Source organism: Streptomyces canus (genome assembly GCF_041435015.1).
GTDB lineage: Bacteria > Actinomycetota > Actinomycetes > Streptomycetales > Streptomycetaceae > Streptomyces > Streptomyces canus_G.
Genome location: NZ_CP107989.1, coordinates 4,660,335 through 4,680,950 on the forward strand (window position 1 = coordinate 4,660,335; position 20,616 = coordinate 4,680,950).

Consider the following 20,616-nt stretch of genomic DNA (forward strand, 5'->3'; position numbering starts at 1 on the left):
TGCCCAAAAGTATCAACGCAGCCGTGGTGGCCCAGGTTCCATGCGGCTCCCCAGGATGCACTGTGCTCGGTCTGGGACAAAGCTGTGAGCCATGGGTATTGACGAATTCGGCGGTGGCCAGGGGCCCCAGCCAGACGTGCTCGTGGTGACGACGAACGACGTACCCGGCCACCGGGTCCAGGAAGTCCTGGGCGAGGTCTTCGGGTTGACCGTGCGCTCCCGGCACCTCGGCAGCCAGATCGGTGCCGGGCTGAAGTCCATGGTCGGCGGTGAGCTCAAGGGGCTCACGAAGACGCTGGTGCAGACCCGCAACCAGGCCATGGAGCGGCTCGTCGCGCAGGCACGCGCGCGTGGGGCGAACGCCGTGCTGATGTTCCGCTTCGACGTGACGGAGGCGGCGGACGTCGGCACGGAGGTGTGCGCCTACGGCACGGCGGTGGTCCTGACCCGGGAGTAGCTCCCGGGTCAGGGGTGAGGCGTGGCCTAGGCGCTGTGCCGGGCCGCGTTCGCCCCGATCGCGTCCCTGAGGTGCTCGGCGAGACCGGGGCGCATGGAGTCGTAGAACGCCTTGAAGCGCTCGTCCGACACGTACATCTCGGCCAGGCCCCGATGCATCTCGTACGGGCAGTCGTAGAACCAGGCGCAGATGTGCTGCCGGTGTTCCTCCGCCATGTCCATGGCCGCCGGGGAGGTCGGTGCGTCACCGGCGGCCATCAGGGCGTCGTAGCGCTCGCCCCAGTCGGCGACCTCGGCCTGCATGCGTTTCCAGTCGTCCTTGGTGTAGCGGGCCGCGCGGCGCTGCGACTCGGCGTACGCCTCCGTGCCGCCCCAGCGCTGTTCCGCCTCCTGCGCGTACTGCTCCGGGTCCTTGTCCCCGAACACCTCGAACTTCTCCTCCGGCGAGAGATTGATCCCCATCGTGCGTGCCTCCATGGCGTGCTCCACGGCCGCCGCCATCTTCTGCAGCTTCTCGATCCGGACGGTCAGCAGCTCGTGCTGGCGGCGCAGATGCGCGCGCGGGTCCGCGGCCGGGTCGTCGAGCAGGGCGGCGACCTCGTCGAGCGGGAAGCCGAGCTCGCGGTAGAACAGGATCTGCTGCAGCCGGTCGAGGTCGCCGTCGCTGTAGCGCCGGTGGCCCGCGTGGCTGCGCTCGCTGGGCACGAGCAGGCCGATGTCGTCGTAGTGGTGCAGCGTGCGCACGGTGACGCCGGCGAAGCCCGCGACCTGTCCCACGGAGTAGCTCACTTCGTCCGCTCCCTTCTCGGTACGCGCTCCACCGTGGCTCCTCACGCCGCGTGAGGTGCAAGCACGGCATGGATATCTCCGGACGCGGCGACCGGCTTCCACCACTGAGGTCCCCGCATCCCCTATTCAGGACGTAGCAACTGCTGAGAAGCCCGCTTCTCAGCAGTTGCTGGACTTGCGACTAGAAACGCCGTAGAGTGTGGCTCACGTTGAAAGTGGTGTTGCGGTCAGGTCATCACGGCAACTGGTTCCCGGCGTGCCCTCGGGTCGCGACCCGGGGCCGGAAAAAGCTGTGCCCCGGGCTGTGTGCAAAGCAGTGACAGTACTCCGGGGCTCACGTCTCCGAAGGTAACACGGAATCTTTCATTCAGGGGGCGGCTGTGGTGACGGAGGAAGAGGCCAAGCGGATCGTCGACGCGATCTCGGCCGAGAGGTTCCAGCCTTTTCTCGACGAGTGCGGGGGTGACCCTCTGATCGCACTGCGCCTGTACTACTGGGACGGCGAGGCGTCCCGTGCGTTCCTGAGCGCGCTGCGCGACTTCGAGGTCTCGATGCGCAACTCGTTCCACTCCAGGCTGGCCGGCCGTTACGGCCGTGCCGACTGGTGGGACTCCCCCCGTGTTCGGCTGACCACCAAGGGTCTCCAGCAGGTAAGCGGCGCCAAGTTGGCCCTCCGGCAGGAACTGGGGCCGAATGTCGCCCCGGGTGACATGGTCGCCAAGCTCACGCTCGGTTTCTGGGTGGGTCTGACGGGCCGCGGCCAGAACTACGAGATGCAGTTCTGGAACCCCGCCCTGCGCCACGCCTTTCGGGGGTACCAGGGCAGGCGCGGCGCCCTCCAGCAGCAGTTGGACCATGTCCGGCGCTTCCGGAACCGCATCGGGCATCACGAGCGCATCTGCCACCGCCACCTGCGGAAGGACTACGAGACGTTGCTCCAGCTCATGGAGTACGTGTCACCCGAGAAGGCCCAGCTGCACCGGCAGTTCAGCCAGATCCCCGAGGTGCTCGACCGCAAGCCTCTCGTACTGACCGGCGCAGCGCCGGTCAGGCTGTGAGGCCGTGATGCCCCGCTCGAAGCCCACGTTCATGTCCTGGGAGAGGCCTACACCTTCTCAGGCGAAACCGACGGCACCGGCACCGCGGTCGTACGCCCCCGTCTCGCTCGGCGAGATCAAGGAACTCGCCGGAGTGGGACGCCCCACGGTCAGCAACTGGCGACGGCGGCACTCCCGGCAGGTCCTGCAGGGCGCCAACGACTCCCGCCGTCCCTTCCCCGACCCGATTCCGGGCGCGGGCAGCGAGAGCAAACCACTCTTCGACGCGGCGGAGATCGCGGACTGGCTCGATCTGCGCGCCGTTTCGGACGCCGAACCCGACGAGAACGGCCGACTGCCCACCTACGGCGACCGGTTCCGCCGCGCCCTACGCCTGCGCGGTCTGGTCGCGCTCAAGCACCGTCTGGGTTCGGCGGACACCGTCATCTCGCAGGCGCTGGCCGTCATCGCCATGTCCTCCGAGGGCAAGGGCTGGATCCCCGAGTACCTCCCGGAGGGGCTGCTCGCAGAGTACGAAGGGGCTGACCCCGATGTCGTACGGGCCGCCCACGAACTCATGGACGAGATCGGCGCGCCCGGCTGGGCCGCCGACGCACTGCTCGGCCTGGACGACGAGGGCCTGGAGATCGCCAGACGGCTCGAATCCGACCTCGTCATGGATGTCACACCGCGAGGAGTCGCCGCGCTGGTCGCCGCGCTGATCGGACCGAACGAGGGCGGTCCGGGCCAGCGTTCCACGATCAGCCTGTGCGCGGGACTCGGGGAACTGTTGCTCGCCATGGGCGGTGGTCCGTACGAGGACCTCCGGGGACACGGTGAGCTCGTGGCTGTCGAACCGGACCCGCTGCTGCGCAAGCTGCTGCGGTACCGGCTGATGAGTTACGAGGCGGGCACCGTCGACGTCTGCGCGTCCCCCTCCGACCTCGACACCCCACGCGACTGGGGCGGGGCTCCGGGCAAGCCGTACGCCTTCTCACACGCCGACATCGTCCTGGCCGACCCTCCCTACGTCTCCGGCGAGCGCGAACGGGACACCGAGGGCCCGCTGTGGTGGGCCGCGGAGGCCGTCCGCCGGCTCGAACCCGGAGGCCGCGCGTACGTCGTCGTACCCACGTGGACTCTGACCCGCACGAGCGGGACCGGTCCGACGTCCGTGCGGACGCCCACGATCGGCATGCGGCAGGCACTCCTCGAACGCGGCTGTGTGGAGGCGATCGTCCAACTTCCGCGCCGTATCAATCCGTTCCGTACGGGCGCCGAGTACGCGCTCCTCGTCCTGCGTCCACCGTCGGCCGGCCCCGGTTCGGTCCTCCTCGTCGATGCCGACCGGATCGCGCAGCGGACGGCTGGAGACGGTGACGCGTGGATCGGGCGGACGGTCGCCCTGACACGCCCCGGCGTGGTTCCTGAGCCCGGGGAGGAGGGACCCGAGGAAAAGAGCTCGAAAGAGGTCGCCTACGACCACCGGGACGCGCGGCGCGTCAGCGTGCGGCCCTCCGTACGAGGCAGCGAGCACCTGCTGGACAACCGCTCCGTTCTGCCCGCCCACCGACTGGCCGCGCCCGAACCGCGGGTCGACCACTTCGAGGAGACGCTCAGCGCGCGCCGGGCCGCCGCAGCGGCTATGCCTCACCTCCGGGAGTGGCTCGGCGACATGGGAATCGCCAAGCGCGATGTGCCGGTACGCCACCGGAAGCTCGACGAACACCTCCGGGCGGGGCAGCTGACACTGCTCAACGGACATCGCATCAAGGAGGCCGACATCAGGGACGCTGGTCTGCCGGTCGTCGGACGTGAGGAAATGCTCGGGGAACTGCCGGTCGGGACGCGGCGCATCGCCCCGGAGAATCTGGCGGCGTACCCGTCGGCGAAGATCACCGAGAAGGGCGATGTCGTCCTGCTCGCCGAGCACGGGGTGCGCTGCCAGGTCGACGCGGTCGGCGGGTGCGTGCTGCTGGCCCCGGTGCAGGGGCTGCGGATCGTGGCCTACCGCGATCACGTGCGGAACGTCGCCCTGAGTGAGCCGGTGCGTCCCGACGCCCTGTGGATGCGCCCCCACTCCCTGGCCCGGCTGCTCCAGGCACCGCGCAACCAGCATCGGGGCAGTGGGTCGCTCGTACGGCGTGTCAGCGTGCGGGACATGGATCTTCCGCAGCTCTCCGCCGACGAGATCGCCGAGCTGGAGGAGATCCTTACGGAGGCTGAGAGGTTGCGCGCCGATGTGCGCAGGCAGTTGGAGGCGCTGGACCGTCTCGCCGAGCGGGTTTCGGCGGGGGTCGCCGACGGTGACCTGGCGTTGCGGCGACGGTAAGGGGCGTCTGACGGAGGAGAGTTTCGCAACCGGCGCAAGTTCGGCGCCCATGAAGGTCAGTACAGGTCCGTGTTCGCAGTACGTGTCCCATCGCATGGAAAGAAGTGAGAGCCCCCGTGCCACCGCGCAAGAAGAAGGAAGCCCAGCCGGAGGACATGAAGTCCATCCTCTGGAAGTCCGCGGACAAGCTGCGCGGAAGCCTGGACGCCGCTGAGTACAAGCACTTCGTGCTCGGGCTCGTGTTCCTGAAGTACGTGTCGGCCGCGATGGAGGAGAAACGGGCCCAGCTTGAGGAAGGGCTGCGTCCCGGCGGCTGGCTGCTGACCGACCTCGGCTTCGAGGGCGAGCCCCCGGCGACGGCGGTCCCCCAGATCCTGGAGGACCGCGAGCTGTACACGGGCGCCGGAATCTTCTACGTGCCGCCGACCGCCCGTTGGGAGGTCGTCCTGGAGCGCGCCAAGGGCACGCTGGACGACCCGACCCTCGGCAAGGTCATCGACACGGCCATGGAGACGATCGAGAAGTTCAACACCTCGCTGAAGAAGGGCACGCTCCCCCAGCAGTACAACAGCGGCCGGGTCGACGAGACGACCCTCGCCGGGCTGGTGAAGCTCCTCGACCGGCTCACCTTCCAGGCCCAGGTGGGCGAGGACGGGCAACGCGTCGGCGCGCGGGACCTGATGGGTGAAGTGTACGAGTACTTCCTCGCGCAGTTCGCCCTCCAGGAGGGCCGCAAGGGCGGCGAGTACTTCACTCCGCCGAGCGTCGTCCGGCTGCTCGTCGAGATGCTGGAGCCGAAGGAGGGCGAACGGGTCCTCGACCCCGCGTGCGGCTCCGGCGGCATGTTCGTGCAGGCCGAGAAGTTCGTGGAGACCCACGGCGGCGACCGCATGAACGTCGCCGTCTACGGCCAGGAGCGCAACCTCACGACCTGGCGCCTGGCCCACATGAACCTCGCGATCCACGGCATCGAGGCCGACCTGGGCGAGGGCCCGGCCGACTCCTTCCGCGACGACCAGCATGGCGACCTGAAGGCGGACGTGGTCCTGGCCAACCCGCCGTTCAACATCTCCGATTGGGGCGGGGAGCTGCTGGGCCTCGACGACCGCTGGACGTACGGCACACCCCCGGTCGGCAACGCCAACTTCGCCTGGATCCAGCACATGGCGAGCAAGTTCGCACCGGGCGGCCGGGCGGGCATCGTCCTGGCGAACGGCTCGATGAGCAGCAAGTTGGGTGGGGAAGGCGACATCCGGCGCGCGATGGTCGAGGACGACCTGGTGGCCTGCATGGTGGCGCTGCCCGGGCAGTTGTTCCGGTCCACGCAGATTCCGGCGTGCCTGTGGTTCCTCGGGGAGGGTAAGGGGCGGCACTCGAAGTGGGTGCCGGAGCGTAAAGGGGAGGTCCTCTTCATCGACGCCCGGGAGCTGGGCGTCATGGCCTCGCGTACGGAGCGGGTACTGACGGAGGAGGAACTGGGGCGGATCGCGGGGGCGTTCCGGGCATGGCGGGGGGTTGAGGGCGAGGGCGTCGGACCGTACGAGGACGTGCCCGGGTTCTGCCGGAGCGTGCCGCTGGATGAGCTGCGGGAGCACGACTTCGTGCTGACGCCGGGGCGGTATGTGGGGGTTGCTGAGGCGGATGTGGATCCGGACGCGGAGCTGGCGGAGGAGCGGGTGGCCCGGCTGACGAAGGAGTTGTTCGGGCTGTTCGAGGAGTCGGGGCGGATGGAGGCTGTGGTGCGTGAGCAGTTGGGGAGGTTGTGATGGCCGGGGAATCGTGGAAAGTGATGCCGTTGAGTTCCGTGGTTCGTCTGAAGCGCGGGTATGACCTTCCAACAGACACGCGGCAAGCAGGCAGCTACCCCGTGGTGGGATCCGCCGGAATCAGCGGTTGGCACAACCAGGGCCCGGTTGAAGGACCGGGAGTCGTTGTCGGTCGAAGCGGGTCTTCAATGGGGAACGTCACGTACGTCGAGGGTCCCTTCTGGCCACTCAACACAGCGATGTTCGTCGAAGACTTCCTCTCAAATGATCCTCAGTACGTATACCATCTACTTTCCCACTTGGACTTCTCCGCGTTCAACTCTGGCAGCGCTCAGCAATCGTTGAATCGAAATTACATCGCGGGCATCCCTGTCACGATTCCGTCATTTCCAGAGCAACAGGCCATCTCTGAAGTACTCGGCGCACTGGACGACAAAATCGCGGTCAACGAGCGGATTGCCGAGACTGCGCTCCATCTCGCCGAGGCTCTGTACGCTTATAAGTCCTCCTACAACGAGGGCTGGCACAGCGTTCGGCTGGGCAAAACCGCACGTTGGTTGTCCGGGGGCACCCCCAAGACCAGCGAGCCAAGCTACTGGGACGGTGACATTCCTTGGATCTCGGCCGCTAGCCTCAAGTCGCCCTGGATCGATGACTCCGAGCGTAGAGTCACGCCGCTTGGCGCCGAAAACGGGACTCGACTCACTCCCGAGGGCAGCATCATCTTCGTCGTGCGAGGAATGAGCCTGACTTCAGAGTTCCGAGTCGGACTCACACAACGAGAAGTCGCCTTCGGCCAGGACTGCAAGGCGTTGATCCCTCACACGGGAATCGATGCGGCCACGCTCTTCTTGGCCATCAAGACCAGCACGCCAGAGATCCTCGGTTTCGTGGACCTGGCCGGCCATGGCACGGGCCGTCTAGCGACAGACCGCATCGCGGAACTCAGCGTGAGGCTTCCCGAAAACGGCGCCTCAGCCGATGACTTCCGTCGATCCGTTGTACCCCTCGTCGAGCGAGCCAGCGCGACCAAGCGGGAGAACCGCACCCTCACCGCCCTCCGCGACACCCTCCTCCCTCAACTGGTGACCGGAAAGCTCCGCATCAAAGACGCCGAACGTGTCGTGGAGGACGCCGTATGACCGCCGATGGGGAACAGTCGTTCGGAGGGCTCCTCCCCGAAGCCGCTGTCTCCCACGCCGAGGCGCTCACCTTCTCCGAGAAGGACTGGGAGCACATCGCGACGGAGCAGCTCGGGGAGTTCGGGTGGGTGCCTGTGGACGGGAAGGACCTGGGGCCCGCCCACGGGCAGCGCAAGTCCTTCGACGATCTCGTCCTCTACCCCCGTCTGCGTACCGCCATCGCCACCCGCTACCCCCACCTGCCCGAGACCGCCGTCACGGAGGCCATGGACGAGTTGCTCAAGCAGCCGCCCGGTTCCGACATTCGGCAGAACTGGGAGTTCTACCAGCGGCTCACCGTCAAGGCGGTCAAGGTCGGCTACCGGGACCCTCTCACCGACACCGAGAAGCACGAGACCGTCCGTGTCGTCGACTTCGCCAACCCGCACGGCAACGACTTGGTCGCCGCCTCCCAGGTGCGCATACGTAGTGGGGCCCGTGAGCGGGAGTTCGTGTTCGACGTCGTCCTGTATGTCAACGGACTCCCCCTCGCCGTCATTGAGTTGAAGAAGGCCAGCGGCCCGGACGACTCCCGCAAGGCCTACGACCAGATCCAGAACTACCGGCGTGAGCTGAAGTCCGACGGTGTCTTCCGGACGCTTCTCCTCGCTGTGGCCTCCGACGGGATAACCGCCCGGATCGGTACCCCGTTCACGCCCTGGCAGCACATGGCCCCCTGGCACGCGGATGAGGAAGGAACCCTCCTCCGCAAGCGCGAGTGGCAGGACGGGCGGGCCCTGGAACGGATGATCCAAGGACCTCTCGAACCCGGCCGGTTCCTGGACCTGGTCGGCTCCTACCTCTCTTACTCGGCCGAAGGCACCGGCGGTGACGTCGACACCGTCAAACTCGCCAAGGCTCATCAGTACTTCGCCGTGCAAAAGGCCGTCGCCGCGACCGGGTCGGCCGTCGCCACCGACGGGCGGGCGGGCGTCGTCTGGCACACGCAGGGCGCGGGCAAGAGCGAGGAGATGCTCTTCTACACCGGCAAGGTGGCCCGCACCCCCGAGCTGTCAAACCCCACGATCGTGCTGCTGACCGACCGTATCGACCTCGACAGCCAGCTCTTCAGCACCTTCGCCCGGAGCCACAGCCTGCACCGGATCATCGGCGGCCAGCCGGAAAAGGCGGCGGACGCCAAGCAGCTAAAGGAACTCCTCACCCGGAACCCGAACGGCGGCGGTCTCGTCTTCAGCACGCTCCAGAAGTTCCGTATCAGCAAGGCTGAGAGGGAGGCCGGCGCCCGCCACCCCGTCCTGTCCCCGCGTCGCGACATCATCGTCATCGTCGACGAGGCACACCGCAGCCACTACGACTTCGAGGACGGCTTCGCCCGCAACCTCCGGGACGCCCTCCCGAACGCCACCTTCCTCGCCTTCACCGGTACGCCCATCGACAACACCACCGGCAGCACCGAGGGCGTCTTCGGGCCGACCATCCACACCTACGACCTGACACAGGCTGTGGACGACGGGGCAACCGTGCCCGTCTACTACGAGGCGATCCTCCACAAGGTCAAGCTGAAGGGCCGGCTCCCCGACGACGTCGACCTCGACGATCTCGACGCCCAGGCCGAAGGACTGGTCGAGGGGCTGTCCGAGGCCGAACAGAAGCGCGCCCGACGCAAGTTCGCCGCGTTCGAGGACCTCATCGGCGCGCCCGAGCGGATAGAGGCGCTGGCCGCCACCGTCCTGGAGCACTGGGACGTACGCCGACGCGAGATGACCAAGCTCACCGGCACAACCGGCAAGGGCATGATCGTCTGCTCCTCCCGTGCCATCGCCGCCCGGCTCTTCGACGCCATCGCACGCCGCCGCCCGGAGTGGACCGGAGAGCGCGACAAGACGAGCGGCCTGTATCCCGACACCACCGGCAAGGTGCGGGTCGTCTTCACCGGCAACCCAGGCCACGATGATCCCGAGGTCGCCGACTACGTCCGCACCCCCGTCCAGCTCAAGAGGATTCAGCGGCGTGTCGTCGATCCGGACGACGAACTCGAACTCGTCATCGTCCAGTCCCTCTGGCTGACCGGTTTTGACGCCCCGCCCCTACACACCCTCTATCTCGACCGCCGAATGCGCGGCGCGGCCCTCATGCAGGCCATCGCCCGCGTCAACCGCACCTGGGGCGAGAAGCCCTCCGGCCTGGTCGTCGACTTTCTCGGCGTCGCCCAGGACATCACCGCGGCCCTCGCCGAGTACTCCGCCCCCGACCAGGAGAACCGGACCATCGGTGCTCCCGTCGAGGAGGCGTGCGCCTCCGTACGGCGCACGCATCAGAGGATCGGGGACGTGCTGCGCCCCTGCCCCTGGCGCGCGACCCTGGACGCCCACGGCTACAAGGAAGCCCTGTACGACGTCCTCGAATTCCTGAAGGAAGCCGAACCGGATCTGGAGCCCGGCAAGCCCACCCGGCAGCAGTTGTTCATGCACCACGCCCGTCTGCTGTCCCGGTCGTTCTCGCTGTGCGCCACCCATCCGGACGTGCAGGACCTCTTGCCGGACATCCGCTTCTACTCGTCCGTCCGCACCTCTCGCGAAAAGCTCACTACGGACGACCGGTACTACGACGGCCTCGCCACCGAAGCCGACGTGAACCGGCTGATCGAGCAGCTCAACGCCGAGGCCGTCGTCGCGGACGGTGTCGTCGACATCTACGACGCCAGCGGCCTCACCAAGCCCGACCTGTCCCACCTGGACGAGAACGTCCTCCGCACGATGAAGGCCGGCCGTCATCCCAACCTCGCCATCGAGGCCCTGCGCCGAGCCATCAAGCAGGAGATCCGGGACGCCCACCCGGGCAACGTCGTACGCCAGAAGGCCTTCACGGAGAAGATGCAGGAGGTCATGAACAAGTACCACAACGGCCTCATCGACTCCGCCGAGGTCATGGACATGCTTGTCGAGCTGGCCCGTACGATCTCCGCGGACCGAGACCGCGCCGAGGAACTCGGTCTGACCGAGGACGAGTTGGCCTTCTACGACGCTGTCGCCGCCAACCCCTCCGCCCTGGAGATGGGACAGGGCGTCCTCGCCGAGATCGCCCACAAGCTGTGCGATCTCGTCCGCAAGGACGTCACCGTCGACTGGCGCGTCAAGGGCCAGGCCCGCGACCGCATCCGCGGCAAGGTCAAGCTCCTGCTCCGCCTCTACGGCTACCCGCCGGACACAGCGCCGGACGCTATCGACCGCGTACTGAAGCAGACCGAGGTCAAGGCGGAGGAGTGGGCGTGACCGGCCCGGCGGTCAGGAGCCGAGGTCGCCACTCCTGACCGCCGCGACGAACGACGCCCACGCGGAGGCAGGGACGATCACCGCAGGGCCGTGGGGGTTCTTGGAGTCGTGTACGGGAACGGCCGAGCAGTAGTTGTCGAGGACTTCGAGGCAACTGCCGCCTTGATCGTTACTGTAGGAGGACTTACGCCAGCCCCTCAGCTCCGCCGCGTTCGGTATGACTCGGTCGGTCATGGCGTTCGCAGTCCCTAACTGTCGCCCTGAGCAGAGCCAGGGATTCCTTCAGAGGCAGAGCGTTGCCCAGCGCGAAATCGTAACGGTGCTGAATTTCCTGGACGATGGACGGGGAGTCATGGATCTTCCCCATCCACAGGCCCTCACCGTAGGCCACTGGCGGCTGATCCTCGAACCACAGCAACGTGAGCATGTTGCTCAACAGTGGGTGGACGCCCAACGCGAACGGCAAAACGTGCACTTGGATCCGGCCACTCTCGGCAAGACGTACAAGGTGGCCGAGCTGTTCCGCCATGACGCCCGGCCCTCCCATCCAGCGCCGCAACACCGCCTCGTCGAGCAGCGCCCACACTACGGGCGTCACCGGATCGTCGAGGATCTTCGACCGCTCCAGGCGTGTGACAACGAGCCTGTCACACTCCTTTTCACCCACCGGAGGGAAGGACGTGCCCAGAACCGCACGCGCGTACCTTTCCGTCTGGAGGATTCCCGGCACGAACGACAGGGCGAACTCCCGGATCATCACCGCTTGTTGTTCGAGCTGTCGGGCCGCCTCGAAGTAGTCGGCGACCGCCACGTCCTGTTGCGGCAGGAACCGGCTCAGCACGTTTCCCGTGTTCAGGGCCTTGTCCAGCCGCCTCGCGTCCTCCTCGGAGGGCACCCTGCGCCCCGCCTCGATGTGGGCGATGTGCGTGCGGGTCATGACCGCCACCTCGGCCAGTTGCTGTTGTGTCAGCCCGGCCGCCTCGCGCTGCTCCTTGAGCCAGTCGCCGTAGTTGTTGCTCAAAGGTTCGACTCCCGTGTGACAAATGCTCCGTCACGTCCTACCCCCTGGCGAGCCTAGCCCGGACGACTCCAGGCTGTGAGTGCATCGCTACACAAAGCGATACCCCCGCGACCGTGCGACCGGTCCGGGGGCGTGGCCATCAACGGCACTGACACACGGAGTTGATGACGTGATCGACCATATCGCCCGTTTCCTCGAACCTTTGCTGCGTCTCGTGGTTCCTGGTACAGGCCGACGCCGCCGAGGAGCCGTCGCCCCCGCGGAAGACAACTGCCGCACCGAGGAGCCGGCCCCGCGCCAGTTCGGCGCACCCCTTCTGCGCGGCGAGGACCATGCCCTCGTCCGCCCCTATCTCGTCGCGCACGAGCGCCGGGAGCAGGCACGGCGTCAGCGGGCCCGGCGGCGCGCGCTGTGGCTCGCCGTCCACGGCATCGACGTAGGGCCGCGTGTCATCCACGGAGTGGAGGTGACCGCGTGACGGGCCACGACCTCACACCGGCACGTCTGCTGCCCTGGGCGAGTCCCGAAGGCAAACCCTGCTACCTCCTGAGCGACGGGACCGGCCGTCTCTCCCGGGCCGCCGACACGATCGAGAGCGTGCAACTCGGCATGGCCGGTGACCTGCTCGACCACGCGGCAGACATGCTCGCGGACGAGAAGGTGACAGCCGGGCAACTGCGCTTCCTGCTGGCCCGGATGAGCGAGGCCCTCACCGCCGTGAGCCGCATCGCGGAGAGCAGAGGCGCCCGTCTTCCTGCCCCTGCCTACGAAGCCGTCACAGAAGGCACTGACGGTGGCGGCTGACCTCGCTCATACCTGCGGAAACCCCGCCCCTCCCCCATGTCGGTCGGCCGTGAGAGGCTGGCCACGCCCAGCGCGAAAGGGCGAGGGGAGGACAGATGTACGTATCCGGAATCGGCTTCTCGAACGTCAGGGGCTTTGCCGGTGAGCGTGCCGTCAAGGACGAACTCCCGCTGACCGCGCCCCGGGACGGCGGGGGCTGGAACGTGATCGCCGGGCGCAACGGCTCGGGAAAGTCCACGTTCCTGCGCGCTCTGGCACTGTCCCTGGCGGGACCCCAGGTCGCACGATCCCTCGTCCAGGACTTCAGCGGCTGGATCAGCACCGGTGAGCGGTCGGCGTGGACGCGGGTGTCCGTGCACCCCGACCGCTCGGTCGACCGGTTCACGGGGCGGGACGAACTGCCTGACGGCCCACTCACTCTCGGGCTCGGCTGGACGGCGCCCGAGGGTGTCCCAGACCGACCGCGCTTCGGGTCCCCGGCACAACCACAGATGAAGTCCTTTGGCATCGGGCGGGGAGAGGAGGAGCGGATCCCCGCCCGCGGTCCCTGGGGACACAGTCCTCAGGGCTGGCTCTGCGCCGCGTACGGGCCCTTCCGTCGGATGACGGGCGGGAGCGGTCAGGCCCAGCAGCTGATGCTCGCGTCCGGGCCGACGAGCCGTATGGCCTCCCTCTTCCACGAGGACGTCTCACTCGTCGAAGGGGTGGCCTGGCTCAAGGAGTTGCGGCTGCGCAGCCTCGAAGAGCAGCGGGACGCGGGGGAGCTGCTGGACACTGTTCTGGAGCTGCTGTCCGACGGACTGCTCCCGGACGGCTACCAGGCCCTGCGGGTGAACGCCGACGGGCTGTGGGTTGCCCCCGCCGGAGACGCAGAACGGGCCTATCCCCTGCGGGAGATGAGCGACGGCTTCCGTGTCGTCGGCGCCCTCGTCCTGGACATCGTGCGGCAGTTGCAGAGCGCCTACGGGACACTGAATGCGGGTCGGGACGACGAGGGGCGCCCCGTGGTCCGGATGCCCGGCGTGGTGATCATCGACGAGGTGGACGCGCACCTCCACGTGACGTGGCAGCGGCGGATCGGCGACTGGCTGCGCGCTCACTTCCCGCGGATCCAGTTCATCGTCACCAGCCACAGCCCGTACATCTGCCAGGCGGCCGATCCCGGCGGGCTGATCCGGCTGCCCGGCCCGGAGGAGCAGGGCGGGCCGGAGGTCGTGGACGACGCGCTGTACCGCAGGATCGTGTACGGCAGCGGCGAGGACGCCGTGCTGTCCGAGCTGTTCGGTCTGGAGACTCCGTACTCCAGCCGTGCGGAGGAAGAGCGCCGCAGGCTCGTACATCTGGAGAAGAAGGTCTTCTCCGGGTCGGCGAGTGAGCAGGAGGCGCTGGAGTACCGCGATCTGGCCGCACGGCTCAGCAGCAGCCGTTCAGCCCGGGTGCACGAGGTGGCGGCCCGGCTGGGGAGCGGCCAGTGATTCCGTTACACCGTCCGACCGCCGACGAGGAACTGCTGAGACTGTGCGCGGAGCGCTCGGAAAGCATCCGGAGGCTCGGGGCGACGAGCAAGGCAGCACAGGACCAGTGGAGGGCCGCGAAGGCGGCCAAGAACGGCATCCGCGCGCTTCTGCTGCGCATGGCACCGGGCGTGGAGCGGTGCATGTACTGCCTGGACAGTGTCGGCACGGACATCGACCACTTCGAGCCCAAGTCGCGCAGACCGCTGCGCACCTTCTGCTGGCACAACCATCTGCTCGCATGCTCGCGCTGCAACAGCAATTACAAGCGCACGGAGTACCCCTGCGACACCTTCGGGCAGTGCCTGCTGATCGACCCGAGCGTGGACGATCCCGCCGATCACCTCACCCTTCTGGCCGCCAGTGGCGAGTTCGAGGCTCGGACACGGAAAGGCGAGGAGACCCTGCGGGTCTTCGGCCTCAACCGTCCCGAACTGCTGATGGGCCGCCAAGACGCCTACATCAAGTGCCGGGACGTGATGACCGCCTGGCACAGGTACGTACGGGAGGGCGATCACGCGGAAGCGGAGTTGCGGGCCCGCGCCCTCCACCGCGAGCCCTTCGCCGATGTCCTGCGCGCCTTGGAGGAACTGGCTCGTCTGCCTCACGCGAGGTTGGTCCTCGGCGACGAGCTCAGCGAGGCCGCAGCGGCCTGGCTCGCCGCCTCCGTGCTCGCCGTCGCCGCGGAGGACACCCCGCGCGCTGTTCCGCGGTCACGATCCGAGACCCCGGCCCCCGCCTCGTCCTCGACGCCCCCCTAAGACGGCCCGGACTCACCTGCTCAACGCCCCGAACCGCCGTAGGGCCAGCGGGAAGAACACCGCAAGGAGGGCCAGCGACCAGAGGACGGCGGCCCCTGCATGACCCGGTTCGCCGCCGGGGCCGCCCACCAGGTCCCGTACCGCCGTCGCCGTCTGGGACATCGGGTTCCAGTCGACGACCGTGCCCAGCCAGCCGGGCATGGAGTCCGGGGTCGCGAAGGCGTTGGACAGGAAGCCGACCGGCCAGACCAGGATCTGCACGGCCTGCACCATCTCCGGCTTCCCGGCGACCATCGCCAGATGGATGCCGATCCAGAGCATCGCGAACCGGAAGAGCAGCAACAGGCCCACCGCGGCCAGGAGTCCGCCGACGCCTGCGTGGACCCGCCAGCCGATCGCGTGGCCGACGCCGATCATGGCGGCCAGGCTCAGCACGGACTGGAGCATGTCGGCGGCCGAACGGCCCACCAGGACGGCCCCGTCGGCCATCGGCATGGACCGGAAGCGGTCGATCACGCCCTTGTTGAGGTCCTGGGTGACGGCGATCATGGTCGCCTCCAGCCCGAACGCCATGGTCAGCGCGAGCATCCCGGGGATCAGGTAGTCGACGTACTCCCCCTCGACGCCCCGGCCGCCGCCGACGAGATAGCCGAACATCAGCAGCAGCATCACGGGGAAGACCAGCCCGACGAGGACCCGCACCGGCTGCCGCGCCCAGTGGGCGAGTTCACGCCGGGTCATGGTCCAGGAATCGGTCAGCGCGTACGTGCTCACACGGCCTCCTTCACTCGATGGCCGTCACCGGTGAGGTGCAGGAACACCTCGTCCAGCGTGGGCCGGCGCAGGACCACGTCCTCCGCCTCGACTCCGGCCGCCTCCAGAGCCCGTACGACACCGGAGAGCGCCGCCATCCGGTCGGTGACCGGGGCACTGAGCAGCCGGCGGTCGGGGTCGACCGAGACCCCGGACGCGTCGAGAGGCAACAGGGCGACGGCCGCGCCCAGTTGGCCCCCGTCCCGCAGGACCACGTCGATGCGGTCACCGCCGGTTCGGGCCTTCAGCTCGTCCGCCGTGCCGTCGGCGACGACCCGGCCCCGGTCGACGAGGGAGATGCGGTCGGCGAGCTGGTCGGCCTCCTCCAGGTACTGCGTGGTCAGCAGGACCGTCGTACCGCCGCCGACCAGGGAGCGGACCGCGGCCCAGACTTCGGCGCGGCCGCGGGGGTCGAGGCCGGTTGTGGGTTCGTCCAGGAACAGCACCTCCGGGTTACGGATGAGGGAAGCGGCCAGGTCGAGGCGGCGCCGCATGCCGCCGCTGTAGGCGCGGACCGGTTTGCGGCCGGTGTCGGCCAGGCCGAAGCGCTCCAGGAGTTCGTCGGCGCGCACGCGCGCGTGGCGGGCGCCCAGGTGGTGGAGGCGGCCGAACATCTCCAGGTTCTGGCGGCCGCCGAGCTCCTCGTCGAGGGCCGCGTGCTGGCCGAGCAGGCCGATACGCAGCCGTACGTCATAGGCCTCGCGCTCCACGTCGTGGCCCGCCACCTCGGCGCGGCCCTCGTCCGGTCGCAACAGGGTGGACAGGACGCGGACCAGGGTGGTCTTTCCCGCGCCGTTGGGGCCGAGCACACCATGGACGCTGCCGGGCGCGACCCTCAGGTCGAGCCCGTCCAGGGCGGCCTTGTCTCCGTACCGCTTCCGCAGGTCTTCCGCGACGATCACGTCGGTCATCGAGGCACCCTCCAGGATCAGTATGTAATCAAACTTGACTACTCATTCAAGGTAACGCCCACGAGCGCACTCGTCAAACTTGATTAGCCAGCGTCCCCAGGGTGCCGCTCCCCCGTCGCGTACGGGTTCTCCTCGCCCTCGGCGAGGACGCCGACGAACGGCTCTCCCTCTCCCGCGAAGGTGTACGCCCCGCCCTCGATACGGGCGATGAGCCCCTGGGTCCACTCGGCCTCGGCGTCGGCCGTATGGATCCAGAGGTTCATGATCTCGCCGATGTGGCCGAGCTGTTCCGGGCCCTCCTCGGGCACGTAGTGCTCGGTGACGGAGGAACGCCACGCCTCGATCCCGCGGATCCGCTCCTTCAGCAGCGCCACGGCCTCGGCGCGCGGCAGTTCGACGATGAAGCCGATCGCCGCCGACTTGACGTCCATCTTCTGGTCGTACGAGGTCAGCGCCTCGCGCACCAGCCGGAAGCACTCCTCGGTGCCGGCCTCGGTGATCTCGTACTCCGTGCGCGGCGGGCCGCCCGCGGTGGACGGCGCCGTCTCGTGCTCGATCAGCAGCCCTTGCTTGGCCATCTGCTTCAGGGCGTGGTAGATCGAACCGGGCTTGGCGTTGGACCACTCGTGCGCGCCCCAGTACTCCAGGTCGTTGCGCACCTGATAGCCGTGGGCCCGCCCGTGCTGGCGCACCGCGCCGAGCACGAGAAGACGGATCGCTGACATGCGGTCCAGGTTAGGACGTCACTTTCCGGCGAGCGCAACCAGCTCGAACGCCGTCTTGCCGTCGAGGGACTCGCGGATGATGTCGGCGTGCCCGGCATGGCGGGACGTCTCCCGGATCAGGTGCAGAAGCACCCAGCGCACGGAGACCCGGCCCTCCGGCGGGAACCAGGGCTGGTCCGGGAGCGGGAAGGTGTCGTCGAGGCTCGGCGCCGAGCGGGCGAACGCCTCCGTCTCGGCGGCGACCTTCTCCCAGTACGCCAGCTGCGACGCGACGGTCTCGTCGTCGACCAGGGCGAAACACTCGTGCCAGTTCGACGGGTCCCGGTGTACGGCCGGCTCCTCACCCTTGGCGCGGGCGATCCAGCCCTGCTCGGTCTCGGCGACGTGCTTGACCAGCCCGGCCAGGGAGAGCTCGCTGGCGCTGGGCCGGCTCATGGCCTGCTCGTCCGTCAGCCCGAGTACGGCCCGCCGGATGCCGCCGCGCTGCTCCTCCAGGAAGGACAGGAGCGCTCCGCGCTCGTCGCCGTACTCCTCCGCCGGAACGTGAGTGACCATGACCGCCGCCTTTCGTCGGGCTCGAGGGGCCTTCCCCCCGACACCCACGAAGCTACGGGCCCTTGAGGACAGATTCGGTCCTCAAGGGCCCGCGCGGCAGCGGTCGTACGCAAGAAATCAGAACGGGAAGCCGCTCCGGCCGTGCTGGACCGAGATCCACTTGGTGGTGGTGAAGGAATCCAGCATGGTGTCGCCGTTCAGGCGGCCGATGCCGGACTGCTTCTCACCACCGAAGGGGACGATCGGCTCGTCGTGGACGGTGCCGTCGTTGACGTGGAACATGCCGGTGTCGATCCGCTTGGCGAAGGCGACACCGCGCTCGACGTCCGCGGTGTGGACGGCGCCGCTGAGGCCGTAGGGGGTGTCGTTGACCAGACGGACGGCCTCCTCCTCGCCGTCGAAGGTGACGAGGAGCGCGACCGGGCCGAAGAGCTCCTGCTTGAGGAGGGGCGAGTTCGCGGGCAGGTCCGTCAGGACGGAGGGCTCGACCAGGTTGTCCGTGCGGGTGCCGCGCACCAGGGCCGTCGCGCCGTCGGCGAGCGCCTGCTCGATGGCACCCGAAATGGCGTCCGCCTGCGAGGAGTTGATGACCGGACCGATGACCGTCTCGGGGTCGCGCGGGTCGCCGGCCTTCAGCGTCCGCACCTTGGCGACGAACTTCTCGGTGAACTCCTCGGCGACCGACCGGTCCACCAGGACGCGGTTGGCGGCCATGCAGACCTGGCCCTGGTGGACGTAGCGGCTGAAGACGGCGGCGTCGACGGCGTAGTCGAGGTCGGCGTCATCGAGGACCACCAGCGCGCTGTTGCCGCCCAGTTCGAGGACCGAGCGCTTGAAGTGCGAGGCGCAGACGGTGGCCACGTGACGGCCGACCGTGTCGGAGCCGGTGAAGGAGATGACCTTCGGGATCGGGTGCTCGAGGAAGGCGTCGCCGATCTCGGCGATGTCGGTGATGACGACGTTGAGCAGACCGGCGGGCAGCCCCGCGTCCTCGAAGATCTTCGCGACCAGGGAGCCGCCGACGACCGGGGTGTTCTGGTGCGGCTTGAGGACGACGGCGTTGCCGAGCGCGAGCGCGGGGGCGACCGACTTGATCGACAGCAGGAAGGGGAAGTTGAAGGGGCTGACCACGCCCACGACGCCGACCGGGACGCGGTAGACGCGGTTCTCTTTGCCGTCCACCGGCGAGGGGATGATCCGGCCTTCGGGGCGCAGCGAGAGGTGGATCGCCTCGCGCAGGAACTCCTTGGCGAGGTGGAGTTCGAAGCCGGCCTTCAGGCGGGTGCCGCCGAGCTCCGCGATGATCGCCTCGGCGATCTCCCCCTCGCGCTCCTCGATCAGCCGGAGCGCCTTCTCGAACACCGCGCGGCGGGCGTAGGGGTTGGTCTCGGCCCACTTCTTCTGCGCGCGGGCGGCGGCCTGGTACGCCTCGTCGACCTCGTCGACCGTGGCTATCGTGATCGACGCCAGCTTCTCGTCGTCGTACGGGTTGAAGTCGATGATGTCCCAGGAACCCGTGCCCGGGCGCCACTCACCGTCGATGTACTGCTGGGCCAGGTCGGTGAAGTACGACGACATGTGATCCCCAAATCACTAGCAGACACACGATCAACGTCACGGTCTGATCACACGTCATCGTACGTGCGCGGCACGCCAGTTGGGCACGCTGAGCAATCTTCTGGGGAGAACCCTGGGAGTGTTGGCGGAGATCCTGCGCGCTCAGGAGAGTTGGAGGAGGCCGCGCAGCAGGTCCCGGCTCTCGTCCGGGCCCGGGCTGTCCTGCTGGAGTTCCTTCAGCGCCTTCTCGTACTGCGTGACGTCCTCGCGCTTGTCCAGGTAGAGCGCGCTGGTGAGCTGCTCCAGGTAGACGACGTCCGTCAGATCGGACTCCGTGAAGCTGAGGATCGTGAAGGCACCGCTCTCACCGGAGTGGCCGCCGAAGCCGAACGGCATGATCTGCAACCGTATGTTGGGGCGTTCGGAGATCTCGATGAGGTGCTGGAGCTGTCCGCGCATCACCTGGCGGTCGCCGTACGGCCGGCGCAGGGAGGCCTCGTCGAGCACCACATGGAACTCGGGACCGCCGTCGTCGGCGAGGTACTTCTGCCGCTCCAGGCGCAGCGCCACGCGCTTCTCGACGTCCGCCTCGCTCGCGCCCTTCATACCGCGCCGCACCACTGCACGTGCATACGCCTCGGTCTGCAACAGGCCGTGGATGAACTGGACTTCGTAGGCGCGGATGAGGGAGGCGGCGCCCTCCAGGCCCACATAGGTGGGGAACCAGCTCGGCAGCACGTCGGAGTAACTGTGCCACCAGCCCGCGACGTTGGCCTCGCGGGCGAGGGAGAGAAGCGAGTTCCGCTCCTGCTCGTCCGTGATGCCGTAGAGCGTCAGCAGGTCCTCCACGTCACGCGTCTTGAAGCTCACCCGGCCCAACTCCATCCGGCTGATCTTCGACTCGGATGCGCGGATCGAGTAGCCCGCCGCCTCGCGCGTGATGCCCCGCGCTTCCCGCAGTCGCCTGAGTTGCGAGCCGAGCAGCATCCGCCGCACCACCGATCCGGGCTCTCCCGCGCTCACGTTCGCCAGCCTCCCCAACGTCTTCAGGGGTCGAAGTCTGCCACTAAAACACTCCGAGCAGTACTCGTCCGATTACAGATATGGAAAGAAGCCAAAGATTCTGCACAGGGCCGAGACGCGTAGAGGGGAGGAAGAGGA

General features: G+C 68.1%; 19 protein-coding genes. 10 read left to right on the forward strand and 9 right to left on the reverse strand.

All coding sequences use genetic code 11. From position 1 onward, the window contains the following. Positions 1–91: 91 nt before the first annotated feature. On the forward strand, positions 92–457 hold the full coding sequence (locus OG841_RS21050) for a YbjQ family protein (RefSeq protein ID WP_057612411.1): 366 nt from the start codon (positions 92–94) through the stop codon (positions 455–457). A gap of 26 nt (positions 458–483) precedes the next feature. On the opposite strand, the gene OG841_RS21055 is transcribed toward OG841_RS21050, so the two are convergent. Further along, positions 484–1,245: a MerR family transcriptional regulator gene (locus OG841_RS21055; protein WP_371566491.1), complete on the reverse strand. Its 762-nt coding sequence runs from the start codon at positions 1,243–1,245 to the stop codon at positions 484–486. 383 nt (positions 1,246–1,628) lie between these two features. Here OG841_RS21055 and OG841_RS21060 point away from each other — a divergent pair, with 383 nt between their 5' ends. From OG841_RS21060 to OG841_RS21080, 5 genes are all read left to right on the forward strand, one after another. Continuing rightward, a complete protein-coding gene (locus OG841_RS21060; protein WP_371566492.1) occupies positions 1,629–2,303 on the forward strand; it encodes a hypothetical protein in 675 nt (224 codons plus the stop codon). A 7-nt stretch (positions 2,304–2,310) separates the two neighbouring features. Further along, on the forward strand, positions 2,311–4,614 hold the full coding sequence (locus OG841_RS21065) for a hypothetical protein (RefSeq protein ID WP_371566495.1): 2,304 nt from the start codon (positions 2,311–2,313) through the stop codon (positions 4,612–4,614). Positions 4,615–4,730: 116 nt separating this feature from the next. After that, positions 4,731–6,380, forward strand: coding sequence for a class I SAM-dependent DNA methyltransferase (locus OG841_RS21070; protein WP_371566497.1), 1,650 nt, complete (start codon positions 4,731–4,733; stop codon positions 6,378–6,380). Further along, positions 6,380–7,522, forward strand: a complete 1,143-nt coding sequence (locus OG841_RS21075; RefSeq protein WP_371566499.1) for a restriction endonuclease subunit S — start codon at positions 6,380–6,382, stop codon at positions 7,520–7,522. Before OG841_RS21070 ends, OG841_RS21075 begins: the two co-directional genes overlap by 1 nt. Then, positions 7,519–10,794: a type I restriction endonuclease subunit R gene (locus tag OG841_RS21080; protein WP_371566500.1), complete on the forward strand. Its 3,276-nt coding sequence runs from the start codon at positions 7,519–7,521 to the stop codon at positions 10,792–10,794. The genes OG841_RS21075 and OG841_RS21080 overlap by 4 nt, the downstream gene beginning before the upstream one ends. Positions 10,795–10,806: 12 nt before the next feature. On the opposite strand, the gene OG841_RS21085 is transcribed toward OG841_RS21080, so the two are convergent. Next, a complete protein-coding gene (locus tag OG841_RS21085; RefSeq protein WP_371566502.1) occupies positions 10,807–11,028 on the reverse strand; it encodes a DUF397 domain-containing protein in 222 nt (73 codons plus the stop codon). Then, entirely contained in the window at positions 10,979–11,815 is an 837-nt protein-coding gene (locus tag OG841_RS21090) for a helix-turn-helix domain-containing protein (RefSeq protein WP_371566503.1), read from the reverse strand. Before OG841_RS21090 ends, OG841_RS21085 begins: the two co-directional genes overlap by 50 nt. Before the next feature lie 169 nt (positions 11,816–11,984). Between OG841_RS21090 and OG841_RS21095 the strand changes: the two genes are divergently transcribed. From OG841_RS21095 to OG841_RS21110, 4 genes are all read left to right on the forward strand, one after another. After that, entirely contained in the window at positions 11,985–12,293 is a 309-nt protein-coding gene (locus OG841_RS21095; RefSeq protein ID WP_371566505.1) for a hypothetical protein, read from the forward strand. Next, positions 12,290–12,619 (forward strand): hypothetical protein, encoded by a 330-nt coding sequence (locus tag OG841_RS21100; RefSeq protein ID WP_371566506.1) that lies wholly within the window; start codon positions 12,290–12,292, stop codon positions 12,617–12,619. Before OG841_RS21095 ends, OG841_RS21100 begins: the two co-directional genes overlap by 4 nt. A gap of 95 nt (positions 12,620–12,714) precedes the next feature. Continuing rightward, a complete protein-coding gene (locus OG841_RS21105) occupies positions 12,715–14,094 on the forward strand; it encodes an AAA family ATPase (RefSeq protein WP_371566508.1) in 1,380 nt (459 codons plus the stop codon). Continuing rightward, positions 14,091–14,894, forward strand: coding sequence for a hypothetical protein (locus OG841_RS21110; RefSeq protein WP_371566510.1), 804 nt, complete (start codon positions 14,091–14,093; stop codon positions 14,892–14,894). The genes OG841_RS21105 and OG841_RS21110 overlap by 4 nt, the downstream gene beginning before the upstream one ends. 12 nt (positions 14,895–14,906) lie before the next feature. Here the strand turns inward: OG841_RS21110 and OG841_RS21115 are convergent, their stop codons facing one another. The 6 genes from OG841_RS21115 to OG841_RS21140 all read right to left on the reverse strand — a co-directional run bounded on the left by OG841_RS21115 (position 14,907) and on the right by OG841_RS21140 (position 20,442). Further along, positions 14,907–15,668, reverse strand: a complete 762-nt coding sequence (locus tag OG841_RS21115; protein ID WP_371566512.1) for an ABC transporter permease — start codon at positions 15,666–15,668, stop codon at positions 14,907–14,909. After that, positions 15,665–16,618 carry an ATP-binding cassette domain-containing protein gene (locus tag OG841_RS21120; protein WP_328640093.1) on the reverse strand — a complete coding sequence of 318 codons (954 nt, stop codon included), beginning with the start codon at positions 16,616–16,618 and terminating at the stop codon, positions 15,665–15,667. The genes OG841_RS21115 and OG841_RS21120 overlap by 4 nt, the downstream gene beginning before the upstream one ends. Positions 16,619–16,701: 83 nt before the next feature. Beyond that, complete coding sequence (locus OG841_RS21125) at positions 16,702–17,343, reverse strand: PadR family transcriptional regulator (protein ID WP_328640092.1); 642 nt, start codon at positions 17,341–17,343, stop codon at positions 16,702–16,704. Positions 17,344–17,361: 18 nt separating this feature from the next. Continuing rightward, on the reverse strand, positions 17,362–17,898 hold the full coding sequence (locus OG841_RS21130; RefSeq protein WP_328640091.1) for a DinB family protein: 537 nt from the start codon (positions 17,896–17,898) through the stop codon (positions 17,362–17,364). 117 nt (positions 17,899–18,015) lie between these two features. Continuing rightward, on the reverse strand, positions 18,016–19,476 hold the full coding sequence (locus tag OG841_RS21135; protein WP_328640090.1) for an aldehyde dehydrogenase family protein: 1,461 nt from the start codon (positions 19,474–19,476) through the stop codon (positions 18,016–18,018). 141 nt (positions 19,477–19,617) lie between these two features. Beyond that, entirely contained in the window at positions 19,618–20,442 is an 825-nt protein-coding gene (locus OG841_RS21140) for a helix-turn-helix domain-containing protein (RefSeq protein ID WP_328643613.1), read from the reverse strand. Positions 20,443–20,616: the final 174 nt, after the last annotated feature.

Excerpts from the sequence above, each read along its gene's own strand:
- OG841_RS21140 (WP_328643613.1), bottom strand. The coding sequence starts at position 20,442 with ATGCTGCTCGGCTCGCAACTCAGGCGACTGCGGGAAGCGCGGGGCATC.
- OG841_RS21080 (WP_371566500.1), top strand. The coding sequence starts at position 7,519 with ATGACCGCCGATGGGGAACAGTCGTTCGGAGGGCTCCTCCCCGAAGCC.
- OG841_RS21050 (WP_057612411.1), top strand. The coding sequence starts at position 92 with ATGGGTATTGACGAATTCGGCGGTGGCCAGGGGCCCCAGCCAGACGTG.
- OG841_RS21065 (WP_371566495.1), top strand. The coding sequence starts at position 2,311 with ATGCCCCGCTCGAAGCCCACGTTCATGTCCTGGGAGAGGCCTACACCT.
- OG841_RS21130 (WP_328640091.1), bottom strand. The coding sequence starts at position 17,898 with ATGGTCACTCACGTTCCGGCGGAGGAGTACGGCGACGAGCGCGGAGCG.
- OG841_RS21085 (WP_371566502.1), bottom strand. The coding sequence starts at position 11,028 with ATGACCGACCGAGTCATACCGAACGCGGCGGAGCTGAGGGGCTGGCGT.
- OG841_RS21120 (WP_328640093.1), bottom strand. The coding sequence starts at position 16,618 with ATGACCGACGTGATCGTCGCGGAAGACCTGCGGAAGCGGTACGGAGAC.
- OG841_RS21105 (WP_371566508.1), top strand. The coding sequence starts at position 12,715 with ATGTACGTATCCGGAATCGGCTTCTCGAACGTCAGGGGCTTTGCCGGT.
- OG841_RS21125 (WP_328640092.1), bottom strand. The coding sequence starts at position 17,343 with ATGTCAGCGATCCGTCTTCTCGTGCTCGGCGCGGTGCGCCAGCACGGG.
- OG841_RS21135 (WP_328640090.1), bottom strand. The coding sequence starts at position 19,476 with ATGTCGTCGTACTTCACCGACCTGGCCCAGCAGTACATCGACGGTGAG.
- OG841_RS21075 (WP_371566499.1), top strand. The coding sequence starts at position 6,380 with ATGGCCGGGGAATCGTGGAAAGTGATGCCGTTGAGTTCCGTGGTTCGT.